Source organism: Streptomyces sp. JNUCC 63, assembly GCF_054366325.1.
This window is the reverse complement of sequence record NZ_CM135963.1, coordinates 6169288-6185900: the sequence shown is the minus strand read 5'-3', so window position 1 is coordinate 6185900 and position 16613 is coordinate 6169288. Positions and strand designations below refer to the sequence as shown.

At 66.7% G+C, this 16613-nt stretch carries 12 protein-coding genes, 3 rRNA genes and 2 pseudogenes; 7 read left to right on the top strand and 10 right to left on the bottom strand.

What is annotated here, in order from left to right; all coding sequences use genetic code 11:
• Window positions 1-10: 10 nt before the first annotated feature.
• Entirely contained in the window at window positions 11-1039 is a 1029-nt protein-coding gene (locus ACX25U_RS28460) for an HAD-IIA family hydrolase (protein ID WP_454384114.1), read from the bottom strand.
• 73 nt (window positions 1040-1112) lie between these two features.
• Between ACX25U_RS28460 and ACX25U_RS28455 the strand changes: the two genes are divergently transcribed.
• The gene (locus ACX25U_RS28455; protein ID WP_454384112.1) at window positions 1113-2405 is read left to right on the top strand and encodes a DUF1015 domain-containing protein; all 1293 of its coding nucleotides are present in this window, start codon (window positions 1113-1115) and stop codon (window positions 2403-2405) included.
• 12 nt (window positions 2406-2417) lie between these two features.
• Here ACX25U_RS28455 and ACX25U_RS28450 read toward each other — a convergent pair whose 3' ends face one another.
• Window positions 2418-3149, bottom strand: a complete 732-nt coding sequence (locus ACX25U_RS28450) for a tetratricopeptide repeat protein (RefSeq protein ID WP_454394549.1) — start codon at window positions 3147-3149, stop codon at window positions 2418-2420.
• A gap of 327 nt (window positions 3150-3476) precedes the next feature.
• Between ACX25U_RS28450 and ACX25U_RS28445 the strand changes: the two genes are divergently transcribed.
• Window positions 3477-4238, top strand: a complete 762-nt coding sequence (locus tag ACX25U_RS28445) for a hypothetical protein (protein WP_454394835.1) — start codon at window positions 3477-3479, stop codon at window positions 4236-4238.
• 104 nt (window positions 4239-4342) lie between these two features.
• On the opposite strand, the gene rrf is transcribed toward ACX25U_RS28445, so the two are convergent.
• The 3 genes from rrf to ACX25U_RS28430 all read right to left on the bottom strand — a co-directional run bounded on the left by rrf (window position 4343) and on the right by ACX25U_RS28430 (window position 9515).
• Window positions 4343-4459 (bottom strand): 5S ribosomal RNA (gene rrf / locus ACX25U_RS28440).
• Window positions 4460-4564: 105 nt separating this feature from the next.
• A 23S ribosomal RNA gene (locus ACX25U_RS28435) occupies window positions 4565-7686 on the bottom strand.
• 303 nt (window positions 7687-7989) lie between these two features.
• A 16S ribosomal RNA gene (locus ACX25U_RS28430) occupies window positions 7990-9515 on the bottom strand.
• Together the 16S, 23S and 5S rRNA genes form the textbook arrangement of a ribosomal RNA operon.
• A 551-nt stretch (window positions 9516-10066) precedes the next feature.
• Here ACX25U_RS28430 and ACX25U_RS28425 point away from each other — a divergent pair.
• Window positions 10067-10357, top strand: coding sequence for a transposase (locus ACX25U_RS28425; RefSeq protein WP_454384111.1), 291 nt, complete (start codon window positions 10067-10069; stop codon window positions 10355-10357).
• Complete coding sequence (locus tag ACX25U_RS28420) at window positions 10345-10899, top strand: IS3 family transposase (RefSeq protein WP_454384109.1); 555 nt, start codon at window positions 10345-10347, stop codon at window positions 10897-10899. The genes ACX25U_RS28425 and ACX25U_RS28420 overlap by 13 nt, the downstream gene beginning before the upstream one ends.
• 190 nt (window positions 10900-11089) lie before the next feature.
• Here ACX25U_RS28420 and ACX25U_RS28415 read toward each other — a convergent pair whose 3' ends face one another.
• Window positions 11090-11701, bottom strand: coding sequence for a DNA-3-methyladenine glycosylase (locus ACX25U_RS28415; RefSeq protein ID WP_454384107.1), 612 nt, complete (start codon window positions 11699-11701; stop codon window positions 11090-11092).
• A 14-nt stretch (window positions 11702-11715) separates the two neighbouring features.
• Window positions 11716-11967: pseudogene (locus ACX25U_RS28410) on the bottom strand (DNA-3-methyladenine glycosylase); the annotation flags it as partial.
• A gap of 135 nt (window positions 11968-12102) precedes the next feature.
• Between ACX25U_RS28410 and ACX25U_RS28405 the strand changes: the two are divergent.
• The 3 genes from ACX25U_RS28405 (at window position 12103) to ACX25U_RS28395 (ending at window position 14139) form a co-directional block, all read left to right on the top strand.
• On the top strand, window positions 12103-12885 hold the full coding sequence (locus ACX25U_RS28405; protein ID WP_454384105.1) for a sporulation protein: 783 nt from the start codon (window positions 12103-12105) through the stop codon (window positions 12883-12885).
• Between the two features lie 43 nt (window positions 12886-12928).
• A complete protein-coding gene (locus ACX25U_RS28400; RefSeq protein WP_454384103.1) occupies window positions 12929-13468 on the top strand; it encodes a YbhB/YbcL family Raf kinase inhibitor-like protein in 540 nt (179 codons plus the stop codon).
• Window positions 13469-13632: 164 nt separating this feature from the next.
• Entirely contained in the window at window positions 13633-14139 is a 507-nt protein-coding gene (locus ACX25U_RS28395) for an HNH endonuclease (RefSeq protein ID WP_454384101.1), read from the top strand.
• Between the two features lie 66 nt (window positions 14140-14205).
• Here ACX25U_RS28395 and ACX25U_RS28390 read toward each other — a convergent pair whose 3' ends face one another.
• The 3 genes and pseudogenes from ACX25U_RS28390 to ACX25U_RS28380 form a co-directional block, all read right to left on the bottom strand.
• The gene (locus ACX25U_RS28390; RefSeq protein WP_454384099.1) at window positions 14206-15150 is read right to left on the bottom strand and encodes an SPFH domain-containing protein; all 945 of its coding nucleotides are present in this window, start codon (window positions 15148-15150) and stop codon (window positions 14206-14208) included.
• A gap of 143 nt (window positions 15151-15293) precedes the next feature.
• On the bottom strand, window positions 15294-15725 hold the full coding sequence (locus ACX25U_RS28385) for an NfeD family protein (RefSeq protein ID WP_454384097.1): 432 nt from the start codon (window positions 15723-15725) through the stop codon (window positions 15294-15296).
• Window positions 15726-16055: 330 nt separating this feature from the next.
• Window positions 16056-16586 (bottom strand): annotated as a pseudogene (locus ACX25U_RS28380) (ABC transporter ATP-binding protein); the annotation flags it as partial.
• Window positions 16587-16613 lie beyond the last annotated feature (27 nt).

The following is a 16613-nucleotide window of genomic DNA, read 5'->3' as shown; positions in this document are numbered from 1 at the left end:
GTCTCCGGGGTCACAGCCCCAGTCGCGTCAGCGCCTTCTCCCCGTCCAGCCCGCAGGCGTTCTCCCCGCCCGCCGTCCACGCCGCCGCGCACAGCGCGCGCAGCCCGTCCAGGGCCTCGCCGTCGCCGGTCAGCCCCAGCCGGGCTGCGCCCGGTGTCGCCGTCCACCCACCGCACCGGAAGCCGTCACCTTCCCGGGTGATCTCGGGCTGCCCGGTGAGCAGGCCGCGCAGATCGGCGTCGACGTACGTCGGCCGGTGCTGAGGCGGCGCGGCGAGCAGCTGCGTCCCGTCGGTCACCCCGGTCAGGACCAGCAGCGAGTCGACACCGCCGTTGAACGCGCCCTCGATGTCCGTGTCCAGCCGGTCCCCGACCACCAGCGACCGCTTCGCGCCGGTGCGCAGGATCGTCTCGCGGTGCATGGGCGGCAGCGGCTTGCCCGCCACCTGCGGCCGGGCGCCCGTGGCGATCCGCACCACCTCCACCGCCGCGCCGTTGCCCGGCGCGATGCCGCGCGCGCTCGGAATCGTCAGATCGGTGTTGGAGGCGAACCAGGGCACCCCGCGCGCGACGGCGTAGCACGCCTCCGCCAAGCGCCCCCACGGCATCTCGGGGCCGCCATAGCCCTGCACCACCGCCGCCGGGTCGTCGTCCGCCGACTCGACCGGCTCGAGCCCGCGCTCGCGCAGCGCCACCCGCAGTCCCTCACCGCCGATCACCAACACGCGTGCCCCCTGCGGCACCTGATCGGCGATCAGCCGGGCCACCGCCTGCGCGGAGGTGACCACATCGGACGCCTGAGCCCGTATGCCCAGCTCGGTGAGGTGCGCGGCCACCGCGTCCGGGGTGCGCAGGGCGTTGTTGGTGACGTACGCCAGACGCATGCCGCCCGCTCGGGCGGTGGCGAGCGAGTCGACCGCATGCACGATCGCGTTCCCACCCGCGTACACCACTCCGTCCAGGTCGAGCAGGGCCGTGTCGTACGCCTCGCTCAGGGCCTGTGCACTGCCCTCGGGCCTCGTCCTGACGCCCTGACTCATTCCGCATCCGCTCCTCTGACACCGGCTTTCCCCCGATCATCCCCCATGCCACTGACACACGTACGATGCCGGGATGAACACTGCAGGTCACTCACCGGCAACACCACGCCGGGGCCTCGAACTCACCCCGTTCCGAGGCCTCCGCTACGACCCCGACCGGGTCGGCAGCCTGGCCGCCGTGACGTCCCCCCCGTACGACGTCGTCGTACGCCCCGACGGCCTGCACCACCTCGAATCCGCCGACCCCCACAACATCGTCCGCCTGATCCTGCCCCAGGCCGGCACACCCAGCGCCCGCAACGAACAGGCCGCCGACACCCTGCGCCGCTGGCTGTCCGAGGGCGTCCTGACCACCGACCCCGAACCGGGCCTGTACGTCTACGAACAGAGCGACGGCGGCGGGATGCTGCAACGCGGGCTGATCGGCGCGCTGCGCGTGTCGGACCCGGCGGAGGGCGTGGTGCTGCCCCACGAGGACGTGATGCCGCACGTCGTCGCCGACCGCGCCGCCCTGATGCGCGCGACCCGCGCCAACCTCGAACCGCTGCTGCTCACCTACCGGGGCAACGGTTCGACGGCCGCCGCCACCGTCGCCATCGAGCGCGCCGCCGAACAGCCTCCGCTGCTGTCGACGACCACCGAGGACGGCTACAGCCACCGACTGTGGGCCGTCACCGCCCCCGCCGCCCTGGCCGGCATCCAGGAGGACCTGGCCCAGCACCAGGCCCTGATCGCCGACGGCCACCACCGCTGGGCCACCTACCGGCGGCTACGCGCGGAGCACCCCTCCCCCAGCGCCTGGGACTACGGTCTGGTGCTCCTCGTCGACACGGCCCGCTACCCGCTCCGGGTCCGCGCCATCCACCGCCTGCTGCACGGCCTGCCGGTCGCCGACGCGCTGTCCGCGCTGGACGGCCGGTTCCGCGTACGGCGGCTGGACACGCCCCTGAGCGAGGCGCTGGAGGTTCTCGCGGACGCGGCCTGCGCGGGCAACGCCTTTCTGCTCGCCGGGGACGGCGCCTTCCACCTCGTGGACCGCCCGGACCCGGACCTGCTGGCCCGCACGGTCCCCGCCGAGCACCCGGCCGCCTGGCGCACCCTCGACGCGACGGTCCTGCACGCCACGCTCCTCGAGCACGTCTGGGGCATCCCCGAGGACTCCCCGGCCCACATCGCCTATATCCACGACACGGTCGCCACCGTGGAGAAGGCCGAACACGACGGAGGTACGGCCGTCCTGATGCACCCGGTCCGCGAGGAAGTGGTCCGCGACCTGGCACGCCAGGGCGTCACCATGCCCCGAAAGTCGACGTCGTTCGGGCCGAAGCCGGCCTCGGGGCTGGTGCTGAGGGCGCTGGACCTCTGACAGGGGTGGACGTCAGTCCTTGTCGTCCTCGCGGTTCTCGCCGGCCTCGGCGGCCTCAACGGTCTCGTCGAGCGCGTCGGTGAACTCCACGCCGTCCAGCTCGGCCAGCCGGTCGGAGGCGTCGGTGCTGCCGTCCCGGTCGGCCTCGACGGCCTTGGCGAGCCACTCCCGCGCCTCCGCCTCCCGGCCGACGGCGAGCAGCGCGTCGGCGTAGGCGTACCGCAGCCGCGCGGTCCACGGCTGGACGGAGTTGGCGGCCAGCTCGGGACTCTGCAGCGTCACGATGGCGGCATCCAGCTGCCCCATGTCGCGCCGGGCGCCGGCCGCGACGAGCCGCATCTCCACCTGGCCGGCCTTGTCCAGCTTCTGCACCTCGGGCGCCCCTGCCATGTCCAGCGCCTTCTCCGGCCGCCCGAGCCCGCGCTCGCAGTCGGCCATGACGGGCCACAGGTCCATGTTGCCGGTCATCCGCCGGGCGGCCCGGAACTCGGCGAGCGCCTCGCTGTACTTCTGGTTGGCGTACGCGGCGAACCCGGCCGCCTCCCGTACGGCGGCGACCCGGGACGCCAGCCGCAGGGCCACCTTGGAGTAGCCGTAGGCGGACTCGGGGTCCTCGTCGATCAGCCGGGCGACCATCACCAGGTTCTTGGCCACGTCCTCGGCGAGCGTCTTCGGCAGGCTCTGCAACTCCTGCCGTACGTCCTTGTCGATCTCCTCGCCGGTGACGTCCTCCGGGATCGGCAGCCGCTTGATCGGCTCCCGGTCGCGGTCCCGGTCCCGCTCGTCGCGGAAGCGACCGCCGCCGCGCCGGTCGTCGCGGCCACGGAAACCACCGGGGCGCCCGCCGCGGTCGTCACGGCGGGGGCCACGTCCACCGCGGTCGTCACGGCCACGGAAACCACCGCGGTCGTCGTCGCGGCGGCCATAACCACGGTCGTCGTCACGACGGAAGCCACGGCGGTCGTCCCGGCGGTCGTCCCGCCGTTCATCGCGGCGGTCGTCGTCACGACGGAAGTCCCGGCGGTCGTCCCGGCGGTCGTCGTCACGACGGACGTCTCGCCGGTCGTCCCGGTGGTAGGAGGGACGGTCGCCCTCGCGGCGGGAGCCGCGGTCACGGTCACGATCGCGGTCATCGCGGCGGCCGTAACCCCCACGATCACCATCACGACGATCGTCCCGGCGGAAGCCGCCACGCTCCCCACGGTCGGGACGCTCGGACCTGTCGTCGCGACGGAAACCGCCTCGGTCGTCGCGGCGGCCATAACCACGGTCGTCGTCACGACGGAAGCCACGGCGGTCGTCCCGGCGGTCATCCTGGCGGTAGGAGGGACGGTCGCCCTCGCGGCGGGAGCCGCGGTCACGGTCACGATCGCGGTCATCGCGGCGGCCGTAACCCCCACGATCACCATCACGACGATCGTCCCGGCGGAAGCCGCCACGCTCCCCACGGTCGGGACGCTCGGACCTGTCGTCGCGACGGAAACCGCCTCGGTCGTCGCGGCGGCCATAACCACGGTCGTCGTCACGACGGAAGCCACGGCGGTCGTCCCGGCGGTCATCCTGGCGGTAGGAGGGACGGTCGCCCTCGCGGCGGGAGCCGCGGTCACGGTCACGATCGCGGTCGTCGCGGCGGCCGTAACCCCCACGATCACCATCACGACGGTCATCGCGGCGGAATCCCCCGCGGTCATCGTCACGACGGCCGTAGCCGCCACGGTCGCTGCCACGGCGCGGGCCTCCGCGGTAGCCGCCACGGTCACCGCGGTCACCACCGTCCCGGCGGCGCTGATCGCGCTCCGGGCGCTCGTCGGGAGAGTTGGTGGACATCGGTGACTCCTGTCTTCGGTACTTCTGTACTTCTGTACTTCTTCTGTGGGAAAAACGAAAGGACCCCTGGTCCCAGCTGAACGCTGGTGACCAGGGGTCCTCCAAAAATTGTTCGGCGGTGTCCTACTCTCCCACAGGGTCCCCCCTGCAGTACCATCGGCGCTGTGAGGCTTAGCTTCCGGGTTCGGAATGTGACCGGGCGTTTCCCTCACGCTATGACCACCGAAACCCTAATGGTTTCGAGCGAACAAGCACACTCTTCAATTGTCTGTTCTGCTCAAAGCCGGCAACTGTTCGTTGCCTCAGAACTGACACAGTGGACGCGAGCAACTGGGGACAAGCCCTCGGCCTATTAGTACCGGTCACCTCCACGCCTTGCGGCGCTTCCAGATCCGGCCTATCAACCCAGTCGTCTACTGGGAGCCTTACCCCATCAAGTGGGTGGGAGTCCTCATCTCGAAGCAGGCTTCCCGCTTAGATGCTTTCAGCGGTTATCCCTCCCGAACGTAGCCAACCAGCCATGCCCTTGGCAGAACAACTGGCACACCAGAGGTTCGTCCGTCCCGGTCCTCTCGTACTAGGGACAGCCCTTCTCAAGACTCCTGCGCGCACAGCGGATAGGGACCGAACTGTCTCACGACGTTCTAAACCCAGCTCGCGTACCGCTTTAATGGGCGAACAGCCCAACCCTTGGGACCGACTCCAGCCCCAGGATGCGACGAGCCGACATCGAGGTGCCAAACCATCCCGTCGATATGGACTCTTGGGGAAGATCAGCCTGTTATCCCCGGGGTACCTTTTATCCGTTGAGCGACGGCGCTTCCACAAGCCACCGCCGGATCACTAGTCCCGACTTTCGTCCCTGCTCGACCCGTCGGTCTCACAGTCAAGCTCCCTTGTGCACTTACACTCACCACCTGATTGCCAACCAGGCTGAGGGAACCTTTGGGCGCCTCCGTTACCCTTTAGGAGGCAACCGCCCCAGTTAAACTACCCATCAGACACTGTCCCTGATCCGGATCACGGACCCAGGTTAGACATCCAGCACGACCAGACTGGTATTTCAACGACGACTCCCACCGCACTGGCGTGCGGCTTTCACAGTCTCCCAGCTATCCTACACAAGCCGAACCGAACACCAATATCAAACTGTAGTAAAGGTCCCGGGGTCTTTCCGTCCTGCTGCGCGAAACGAGCATCTTTACTCGTAGTGCAATTTCACCGGGCCTATGGTTGAGACAGTCGAGAAGTCGTTACGCCATTCGTGCAGGTCGGAACTTACCCGACAAGGAATTTCGCTACCTTAGGATGGTTATAGTTACCACCGCCGTTTACTGGCGCTTAAGTTCTCAGCCTCGCCCACCCGAAGGTGAGCTAACCGGTCCCCTTAACGTTCCAGCACCGGGCAGGCGTCAGTCCGTATACCTCGCCTTACGGCTTCGCACGGACCTGTGTTTTTAGTAAACAGTCGCTTCTCGCTGGTCTCTGCGGCCACCCCCAGCTCGGAGTGCAAGACTCGTCACCGGGCGCGGCCCCCCTTCTCCCGAAGTTACGGGGGCATTTTGCCGAGTTCCTTAACCATAGTTCACCCGAACGCCTCGGTATTCTCTACCTGACCACCTGAGTCGGTTTAGGGTACGGGCCGCCATGAAACTCGCTAGAGGCTTTTCTCGACAGCATAGGATCATCCACTTCGCCGCAATCGGCTCGGCATCGGGTCTCGGACTGCATGCCAGGCGGATTTGCCTGCCTGGCGTCCTACACCCTTACCCCGGGACAACCACCGCCCGGGCTGGACTACCTTCCTGCGTCACCCCATCACTCACCTACTGACCGCTTGGTCCGGCGGCTCCACCACTCCCCTCAACTCCGAAGAGATCAGGGCGGCTTCACGGCCTTAGCATCACGATGCTCGATGTTTGACGCTTCACAGCGGGTACCGGAATATCAACCGGTTGTCCATCGACTACGCCTGTCGGCCTCGCCTTAGGTCCCGACTTACCCTGGGCAGATCAGCTTGACCCAGGAACCCTTGGTCAATCGGCGCACACGTTTCCCACGTGTGTATCGCTACTCATGCCTGCATTCTCACTCGTCAACCGTCCACGACTACCTTCCGGTGCCGCTTCACCCGGCAGACGACGCTCCCCTACCCATCACAGCCGGCGTTGGCCGTTATGCTGCAATGACACGACTTCGGCGGTACGCTTGAGCCCCGCTACATTGTCGGCGCGGAATCACTAGACCAGTGAGCTATTACGCACTCTTTCAAGGGTGGCTGCTTCTAAGCCAACCTCCTGGTTGTCTGAGCGACTCCACATCCTTTCCCACTTAGCGTACGCTTGGGGGCCTTAGTCGATGCTCTGGGCTGTTTCCCTCTCGACCATGGAGCTTATCCCCCACGGTCTCACTGCCGCGCTCTCACTTGCCGGCATTCGGAGTTTGGCTAAGGTCAGTAACCCGGTAGGGCCCATCGCCTATCCAGTGCTCTACCTCCGGCAAGAAACACACGACGCTGCACCTAAATGCATTTCGGGGAGAACCAGCTATCACGGAGTTTGATTGGCCTTTCACCCCTAACCACAGGTCATCCCCCAGGTTTTCAACCCTGGTGGGTTCGGTCCTCCACGAAGTCTTACCTCCGCTTCAACCTGCCCATGGCTAGATCACTCCGCTTCGGGTCTTGAGCGTGCTACTCAACCGCCCTGTTCGGACTCGCTTTCGCTACGGCTACCCCACCCGGGTTAACCTCGCAACACACCGCAAACTCGCAGGCTCATTCTTCAAAAGGCACGCAGTCACGAGAACGAGGCAAGCCTCGTTCCGACGCTCCCACGGCTTGTAGGCACACGGTTTCAGGTACTATTTCACTCCCCTCCCGGGGTACTTTTCACCATTCCCTCACGGTACTATCCGCTATCGGTCACCAGGGAATATTTAGGCTTGGCGGGTGGTCCCGCCGGATTCACACGGGATTTCTCGGGCCCCGTGCTACTTGGGTGTCTCTTCGACGAGCCGCTGACGTTTCGGCTACGGGGGTCTTACCCTCTGCGCCGGACCTTTCGCATGTCCTTCGCCTACGCCAACGGTTTCTGACTCGTCCTGTTGCCGGCAGACAACAGCAAAGAGATCCCACAACCCCGCATGCGCAACCCCTGCCGGGTCTCACACGCATACGGTTTGGCCTCATCCGGTTTCGCTCGCCACTACTCCCGGAATCACGGTTGTTTTCTCTTCCTGCGGGTACTGAGATGTTTCACTTCCCCGCGTTCCCTCCGCACTGCCTATGTGTTCAGCAGCGGGTGACAGCCCATGACGACTGCCGGGTTTCCCCATTCGGAAACCCCCGGATCACAGCCTGGTTGACGGCTCCCCGGGGACTATCGCGGCCTCCCGCGTCCTTCATCGGTTCCTGGTGCCAAGGCATCCACCGTGCGCCCTTAAAAACTTGGCCACAGATGCTCGCGTCCACTGTGCAGTTCTCAAACAACGACCAGCCACCCATCACCCCCGGACAACATCCGGAGTTCACTGGGGCCGGCGGCCGAGGAAAGGTCATTCCCTCAGACACCCAACAGCGTGCCCGGCACGACCGGCCGACCAGGCCAGCGTTCCACGCCCCGAAGGGCAGTACTAGCGCCTGGTCCGTCCTGGACCGTACCGAATAATCAACGTTCCACCCATGAGCAACCAGCACCGGGCACTCGCCGGTGTACTGGCCCCCGGCCGGGCAAGCCCGGCAAGAAGTGCTCCTTAGAAAGGAGGTGATCCAGCCGCACCTTCCGGTACGGCTACCTTGTTACGACTTCGTCCCAATCGCCAGTCCCACCTTCGACGGCTCCCTCCCGCAAGGGGTTGGGCCACCGGCTTCGGGTGTTACCGACTTTCGTGACGTGACGGGCGGTGTGTACAAGGCCCGGGAACGTATTCACCGCAGCACTGCTGATCTGCGATTACTAGCAACTCCGACTTCATGGGGTCGAGTTGCAGACCCCAATCCGAACTGAGACAGGCTTTTTGAGATTCGCTCCGCCTCGCGGCATCGCAGCTCATTGTACCTGCCATTGTAGCACGTGTGCAGCCCAAGACATAAGGGGCATGATGACTTGACGTCGTCCCCACCTTCCTCCGAGTTGACCCCGGCGGTCTCCTGTGAGTCCCCAGCACCCCGAGGGGCCTGCTGGCAACACAGGACAAGGGTTGCGCTCGTTGCGGGACTTAACCCAACATCTCACGACACGAGCTGACGACAGCCATGCACCACCTGTACACCGACCACAAGGGGGACCCTGTCTCCAGGGTTTTCCGGCGTATGTCAAGCCTTGGTAAGGTTCTTCGCGTTGCGTCGAATTAAGCCACATGCTCCGCTGCTTGTGCGGGCCCCCGTCAATTCCTTTGAGTTTTAGCCTTGCGGCCGTACTCCCCAGGCGGGGAACTTAATGCGTTAGCTGCGGCACCGACGACGTGGAATGTCGCCAACACCTAGTTCCCACCGTTTACGGCGTGGACTACCAGGGTATCTAATCCTGTTCGCTCCCCACGCTTTCGCTCCTCAGCGTCAGTAATGGCCCAGAGATCCGCCTTCGCCACCGGTGTTCCTCCTGATATCTGCGCATTTCACCGCTACACCAGGAATTCCGATCTCCCCTACCACACTCTAGCCAGCCCGTATCGAATGCAGACCCGGGGTTAAGCCCCGGGCTTTCACACCCGACGTGACAAGCCGCCTACGAGCTCTTTACGCCCAATAATTCCGGACAACGCTCGCGCCCTACGTATTACCGCGGCTGCTGGCACGTAGTTAGCCGGCGCTTCTTCTGCAGGTACCGTCACTTGCGCTTCTTCCCTGCTGAAAGAGGTTTACAACCCGAAGGCCGTCATCCCTCACGCGGCGTCGCTGCATCAGGCTTGCGCCCATTGTGCAATATTCCCCACTGCTGCCTCCCGTAGGAGTCTGGGCCGTGTCTCAGTCCCAGTGTGGCCGGTCGCCCTCTCAGGCCGGCTACCCGTCGTCGCCTTGGTGAGCCGTTACCTCACCAACCAGCTGATAGGCCGCGGGCTCATCCCTCACCGCCGGAGCTTTCGACCCCCGCAGATGCCTGCGGGAGTGATATCCGGTATTAGACCCCGTTTCCAGGGCTTGTCCCGAAGTGAAGGGCAGATTGCCCACGTGTTACTCACCCGTTCGCCACTAATCCCCACCGAAGTGGTTCATCGTTCGACTTGCATGTGTTAAGCACGCCGCCAGCGTTCGTCCTGAGCCAGGATCAAACTCTCCGTGAATGTTTACCGGTAATCCGGTCGACACCACGAGAGCGGTGCGAGAGGAGGAATGATCCCCTCGCACACAGCGTCCTCGCTGTGTTTCTTCAAAGGAACCACGACCATCGGAGTGTTCCGACGGACGGGGTATCAACATATCTGGCGTTGATTTTTGGCACGCTGTTGAGTTCTCAAGGAACGGTCGCTTCCTTCGTACTCACCCTCGCGGGCTTTCCTCCGGGCGCTTCCCTTCGGTGTTCACTACGTTAGCCGATTCTCCCGGTAACTCATAATCGAGTCTCGCGAGTTCGAACCCGGACGCACAGGCGCACCGAAGTCGACCCCCGCTGAGGGGGTGCTCGGTAGGTAGTGGATTGGCCGCTCCGGCTGCAGGCGATGGCCGTACCCGGTTCAGCGGCTTGGGCTACGTTACGCACCTTCCGCCGGCGAGTCAACCTCGACGGCGCCGCGGCACGTGGGCTCGGTAGGGCTCACCGTCGGATCGTCGGCGACCCAGAAGTGAGGTTCCCCTCGTAGCGTGGAGTCCGTGACAGCAGGGGATGTTGGTTGTCATGGCGGAGAAGGGTCGCAAGTTCACGGCGGAGTTTCGCGAGGGGGCGGTACGCATCGTGACGGAGACCGGAAAGCCGGTCCCCGAGGTCGCGAAGGACCTGGGGATCAACGAGACGACCCTGGCGAGCTGGGTCTCGCGGGCGAAACGTGCCGAGAAGGCCACGCCCGAGGACAAGGACGCATTGATTGCCCGGCTGACGGCGGAGAACGCGGCGTTGAAGAAGGAGAACAAGGCGCTGGGGATGGAGCGCGATGTCCTCAAACGCTGCATGGTCCTGTGGGTGAAGTAGCTGCGGCGGACCCGGCCGCCGTGGCCGGGGTGATCAGCGACAACAGGACCGAGCACAACATCCCGCACACCATCTCGTGCCGCGCTCTCGGTGTGAGCGAGTCATGGTTCTACAAATGGCACGACCGCCGGCCCACCGGGCGTGAACTGCGCAGACAGCGGCCGGCCGACGAGATCGAGGAGATCTTCACCGCATCCGGCGGCACCTACGGATCACCGAAGATCTTCCGTCTGCTGGTCCGCAGGGGCCGGCGTGTGTCGGTGAACACCGTCGCGAAGCTGATGGCCGAACTCGGCCTCGTCGCCCGGGCGGTCAGACGCCGAAGCGGACTGCGCCTCCCTTTCTTCGCGGGGGTGGACCGGCCATGGCTGGCACGGTCCCTCTTCACAGGTGGCGCCCAAGGCTTCGGCCCTGGACTCGGTCTCGTGCAGTCGGTAGCGACGGCGGCGACCTGGCGGGGAATCATGCAAAACGGGGAGGCCCCCACCAAGGGGCCCTCCTGGTTGGTGCCGGTTCGGCTCAGTCTTCGTTGTGCATGGTGACCGTGAGTCTGGCGGTGCGGAAGAACGCCCCAAGGGGGTCATCCCCACCTCTCCGGCCCGAGTCGGCACCCGTCGACAGTCACCCGACCGGCCGGGAACGCGTCACGCGCCACGCTCGCGAGCGATCACACATCTTCGGGCCAACTCCGCGCCGACTCAGCGGCGAGCCGCGAGCAAGGCGCACAGCGGCTCAGGCTCCGCCGGGCGGCTTGGCTCTCGGGCTCAGTCGGTACGCCGAGACCGTTGGATCATCGGCGACGTAGAAGCGGTGCTGCCAGTCGTGGGCTCTACTCACGCCTACCCGAGGGCCAACCCGGATGAGCGCAGCGGGTACCGGCTCGCCCTCGGACAGCGCGACCGAGGCACCCGTCAGCAGGTCCGTGCCGTTGTGCTCTGCCGTGATGCCGAGCGCCTGGCAGAAGTTCCCCGGACCCCGCGCAAGGCGTGGGCTCTCGACCTTCGCCCCTCGCCGCTTGCGTGCCAGGTCTTCCCCTTCGATGACCCTGCCTGCGCGGATGAGGACGGCCGAGGCGACGCCGTCTGTTCCGGTGACGATATTGGCGCACCAGTGGAGACCGTGAGACCGGTAGACGTACAGATGTCCCGCGGGCCCGAACATGACGGCGTTGCGGGGTGTCCTGCCCCGGTAGGCGTGGGAGGCGGGGTCGGCCATACCGGAGTACGCCTCGGTCTCCGTGATGGTGATGCGCACGGTTCCCTCGGGGGTCTCGTGGGTGAGGATGGCACCGAGCAGCTTGGGGGCGACTTCTTCAGCAGGGCGAGCAAGGAGGGTGACGCTCATGCCGACCGCCTTGACACGCCGTAGGTGAAGTAGACGTGGCCGGGCGGACCGAACATCACGCCATCGCGGGCGGTACGGCCGCGGTAGGCGTGGGAGCCCGGGTCGTTCGAGCCGTCGTAGGCCTCGGCCTCGGTCAGGCGCAGGGCGATCGGGCCGTCGGGGGTCGTACGTACCAGGAGGCGGCCCAGCAGGTCGGGGGCGACCTCCAGGACCGGGCGGTCGAAGAACTCTCCGGGCAGGGGCGTACGGTCCGAGGGCGCGATCATGACTTCCGAGCGTAACCCAGAGGGGCGGGCACCCATCCGTGTTCGGGGGATCGCTCCCCTGCGGGGTGCGAGCACGGAACCGGTGGCGGTCGGATCGCGTTTGTAGGGGTCAGAGATCCACGTAAAGGGAGAGTCATGGGGTTCAAGAAGCTGCTCGCGAGCCTCGGCGCCGGCGGTGCCTCGGTCGAGACGGTGCTGCACGAGGTCAACGTCGTGCCGGGCGGGGTCGTCCAGGGGGAGGTGCGCATCGAGGGCGGCTCGGTGAACCAGCAGATCGAGGGGCTGTCGGTCGGGCTGCAGGCGAAGGTCGAGGTCGAGGGCGGCGACCAGGAGTACAAGCAGGACATCGAGTTCACCAAGGTGCGGCTCGGTGGCGCCTTCGAGCTGCAGGCGGGGGCCGTGCACGCGGTGCCGTTCGGACTGGAGATCCCGTGGGAGACGCCGGTCACGATGATCGACGGGCAGGCGCTGCGGGGCATGCACATCGGGGTGACCACGGAGCTGGCGATCGCGCGTGCCGTGGACTCGGGTGACCTGGACCCGATCAACGTGCATCCGCTGCCGGCGCAGCAGGCGATCCTGGACGCGTTCATCCAGCTCGGCTTCCGGTTCAAGACCGCGGACCTGGAGCGCGGTCACATCCGTGGGACGCGGCAGCGGCTGCCGTTCTACCAGGAGATCGAGTTCTACCCGCCGTCGCAGTACCGGGGGCTGAACGAGGTCGAGTTGAGCTTCGTGGCCGACGAGCACGGCATGGACGTGGTGCTGGAGATGGACAAGAAGCCGGGTCTGTTCAGCGAGGGCAGCGACACGTTCCGGTCGTTCCAGGTGGGTCTGCACGACTACCAGGGGACCGACTGGGCGGCGTATCTCCACCAGTGGATCGCCGAGGTCGGCAGCAGGCGTAACTGGTTCTAGGCTCGGGAACCGGAGATCCAGGAAACGATCAGGAGGTATCGAGGTGACCGAGCTCAAGAGGCGGCCGCTCCCCCATGACTTCCATCCGCCCGTGCCGTCGTTCACGGTCACGAGTGACGACGTCCGGGAGGGCGCGACGCTCAAGGACGCTCAGGTCCAGGCGGGCGGGAACACCTCGCCGCAGCTGCGCTGGGAGGGCTTCCCCCCGGAGACCAAGAGCTTCGCCGTGACCTGCTACGACCCGGACGCCCCGACGGGCAGTGGGTTCTGGCACTGGGTGGTGTTCGACATTCCGGCCTCCGTGACGGAGTTGCCGGCGGGTGCGGGCGGCGGCAAGTTCGAGGGGCTGCCCGAGGGTGCCGTGCACGCGCGCAACGACTACGGGACGAAGGACTTCGGGGGCGCCGCGCCGCCGCCCGGGGACGGGCCGCACCGGTACGTCTTCACGGTGTACGCCGTCGACCAGGAGAAGCTGGGGCCGGACGCGGACGCCTCTCCCGCGGTGGTGGGCTTCAATCTGCGCTTCCACACGCTGGCGCGGGCCCGGCTGATCGGTGAGTACGAGGTGCCCGCCGAGGGCTGAGTCCCGCGCGGCGCAGGCCCGCGTTCACCGAACATTTGCTCGCCTCCGGTCTTGGAATTGGCCGGAGGCGGGCATTTATTGCGTTGTCCCATCCCGGCGCGCCCGGCCAGAGTTGATCCAAGCCCGCCATGGGGTGGGCCGGTGCACACGGGAGGTGGGCTGGAATGCGGGACACACTGGTGCTGAACGCGAGCTTCGAGCCGCTGTCGACGGTGACGCTGAAGCGAGCCGTCGTGCTGGTGCTGCAGTCGAAGGCCGTGGTCGAGCAGGCCCACCCCGAGCTGCGGTTGCGGGGTGCGGCGGTGGACATACCCGCGCCCCGGGTGATCCGGCTGTGCCGGTACGTGCGCGTGCCCTTCCGAAGACGGGCTCCGTGGTCGAGGCGGGGTGTGCTGGTACGGGACCGGCACCGGTGCGCGTACTGCGGGCGGCGGGCGACGACCGTGGACCATGTGGTGCCGCGGTCGCGGGGCGGGCAGGACACCTGGCTGAACACGGTGGCCTCGTGCGCGGAGGACAACCACCGCAAGGCGGACCGGACTCCGGAGCAGGCGGGTATGCCGCTGCTGCGGGAGCCGTTCGAGCCCACGCCGGCTGACGCGATGCTTCTGGCACTGGGGCAGGAGGAGTTCGAGGCGCTGCCCGCCTGGCTGGCTCAGTCGGCCGCGTAGCTGTACGGCAGTGGGGTCCGCCTTCGTCGCGACGAAGGCGGACCCCACTGCGTAGGACCGGGCTGCTCAGTCGATGGACGGCTTTTCGCGGCGCTCCGTGCCCGTACCGGCGTTGCCACCACCCGAACCGCCGCCCAGGGAGCCGAAGTTGCCGATGGCGCCGGACAGACCCTTGAGGGCGTCGCCGATTTCGCTGGGGACGATCCAGAGCTTGTTGGCGTCGCCCTCGGCGATCTTGGGAAGCATCTGGAGGTACTGGTAGGAGAGCAGCTTCTGGTCGGGGTCTCCGGCGTGGATGGACTCGAAGACCGTACGGATCGCCTGGGCCTCGCCCTCGGCGCGCAGGGCGGCGGCCTTGGCCTCACCCTCGGCGATCAGGATCGCGGACTGCTTCTCGCCCTCGGCGCGCAGGATTTCGGACTGCCGGACACCCTCGGCCTGGAGGATCGCGGCGCGCTTGTCACGGTCGGCGCGCATCTGCTTCTCCATCGAGTCCTGGATGGAGGTGGGCGGTTCGATGGCCTTCAGTTCGACGCGGTTGACGCGGATGCCCCACTTGCCGGTGGCCTCGTCGAGGACGCCGCGCAGGGCCGCGTTGATCTCCTCGCGGGAGGTCAGGGTGCGTTCGAGGTCCATGCCGCCGATGATGTTGCGCAGCGTGGTGACGGTGAGCTGCTCGATGGCCTGGATGTAGCTGGCGACCTCGTAGGTGGCGGCGCGGGCGTCGGTCACCTGGTAGTAGATGACGGTGTCGATGTTGACGACCAGGTTGTCCTGGGTGATCACCGGCTGCGGCGGGAACGGTACGACCTGTTCACGCAGGTCGATGCGGTTGCGGATGGTGTCGATGAACGGGACGACGATGTTGAGGCCCGCGTTCAGCGTCCGCGTGTAGCGGCCGAAGCGCTCGACGATGGCGGCGCTCGCCTGTGGGATGACCTGGATGGTCTTGATCAGGGCGATGAAGACCAACACCACCAGAATGATCAGGACGATGATGACCGGTGCCATCGTTGCTGCCCGTACCCCTTCTCCGCCTCGGCTCTTTCGGAAGATCTCATGACTGTTGAAGATCTTGTTGGTCGAGTCTGACAGACCGTCGTACACCTTGTGGGGTGTTCGGTCCACTTGCGTCAATGCCCGGTGGTGGGCGGTCACATGACGACGGCGGTGGCCCCCTCGATGTCCACGACGTCCACCTGTTCGCCGGCTTCGTAGGCGCGGTCGGTGTCGAGTGCGCGCGCCGACCAGATCTCCCCGGCGAGCTTGATGCGGCCGCCGGAGCCGTCGACGCGTTCGAGCACGACGGCCTGCTTGCCCTTCAGGGCGTCGACTCCCGTGGCCAGTTCGGGGCGCTGTTTGCCGTGCCGGGCCGCGATGGGCCGGACCACGGCGATGAGGGCGACGGAGACCACGACGAAGGTGAGCACCTGGACGACGACGCCGAAGCCGAAGCCCGCGACGATCGCGGCGGCGACGGCGCCCACCGCGAACATGCCGAACTCCGGCATCGCGGTCACCACGAGCGGAATTCCGAGCCCCGCCGCGCCGACCAGCCACCACACCCATGCGTCGATGTTGTTCACATGGTCATGGTAGGCCGCGGACGATGACGGCGGACAGGGTGCGGTAAAGCTGGGGAGGGGGGATCAGGACAGCGGCAGGCCCTGGGCGGTCCAGCGGTCGCCGACCTGCTCGACGACGAGCGGGAGGCCGAAGCACAGGGAGAGGTTGCGGGAGGTGAGTTCGAGCTCCAGGGGGCCGGCGGCGAGGACCTTGCCCTGGCGGATCATCAGGACGTGGGTGAAGCCGGGGGCGATCTCCTCGACATGGTGGGTGACCATGATCATCGAAGGGGCGATCGGGTCGCGGGCGAGCCGGCCGAGGCGGCGGACCAGGTCCTCGCGGCCGCCGAGGTCGAGGCCGGCGGCGGGCTCGTCGAGCAGGAGCAGCTCGGGGTCGGTCATCAGGGCGCGGGCGATCAGGGTGCGCTTGCGCTCGCCCTCGGAGAGGGTGCCGAACTTCCGGTCGAGGTAGTCGCTCATGCCGAGGCGGTCGAGGAAGGCGCGGGCGCGCTGCTCGTCGATGTCCTCGTACTCCTCGTGCCAGCCGGCGGTCATGCCGTAGGCGGCGGTGAGCACGGTCTGCAGCACGGTCTGACGCTTGGGGAGCTTCTCGGTCAGGGCGATGCCGGCCACGCCGATGCGGGGGCGCAGCTCGAAGACGTCGGTGCCGGGCCTGCCGAGGCTCTCGCCGAGGACGGTGACGGTGCCGGCGGTGGGGAAGAGGTAGGTCGAGGCGATGTTCAGCAGGGTGGTCTTGCCGGCGCCGTTGGGGCCGAGGATGACCCAGCGCTCGCCCTCCTTGACCGACCAGGAGACCTGGTCCACCAGAGCCCGGCCCTCGCGGACCACGGATACGTCCTGAAGCTCCAGAACATCGCTCATGAGCGCGTTGTCTCCCCTTGCAGTGTG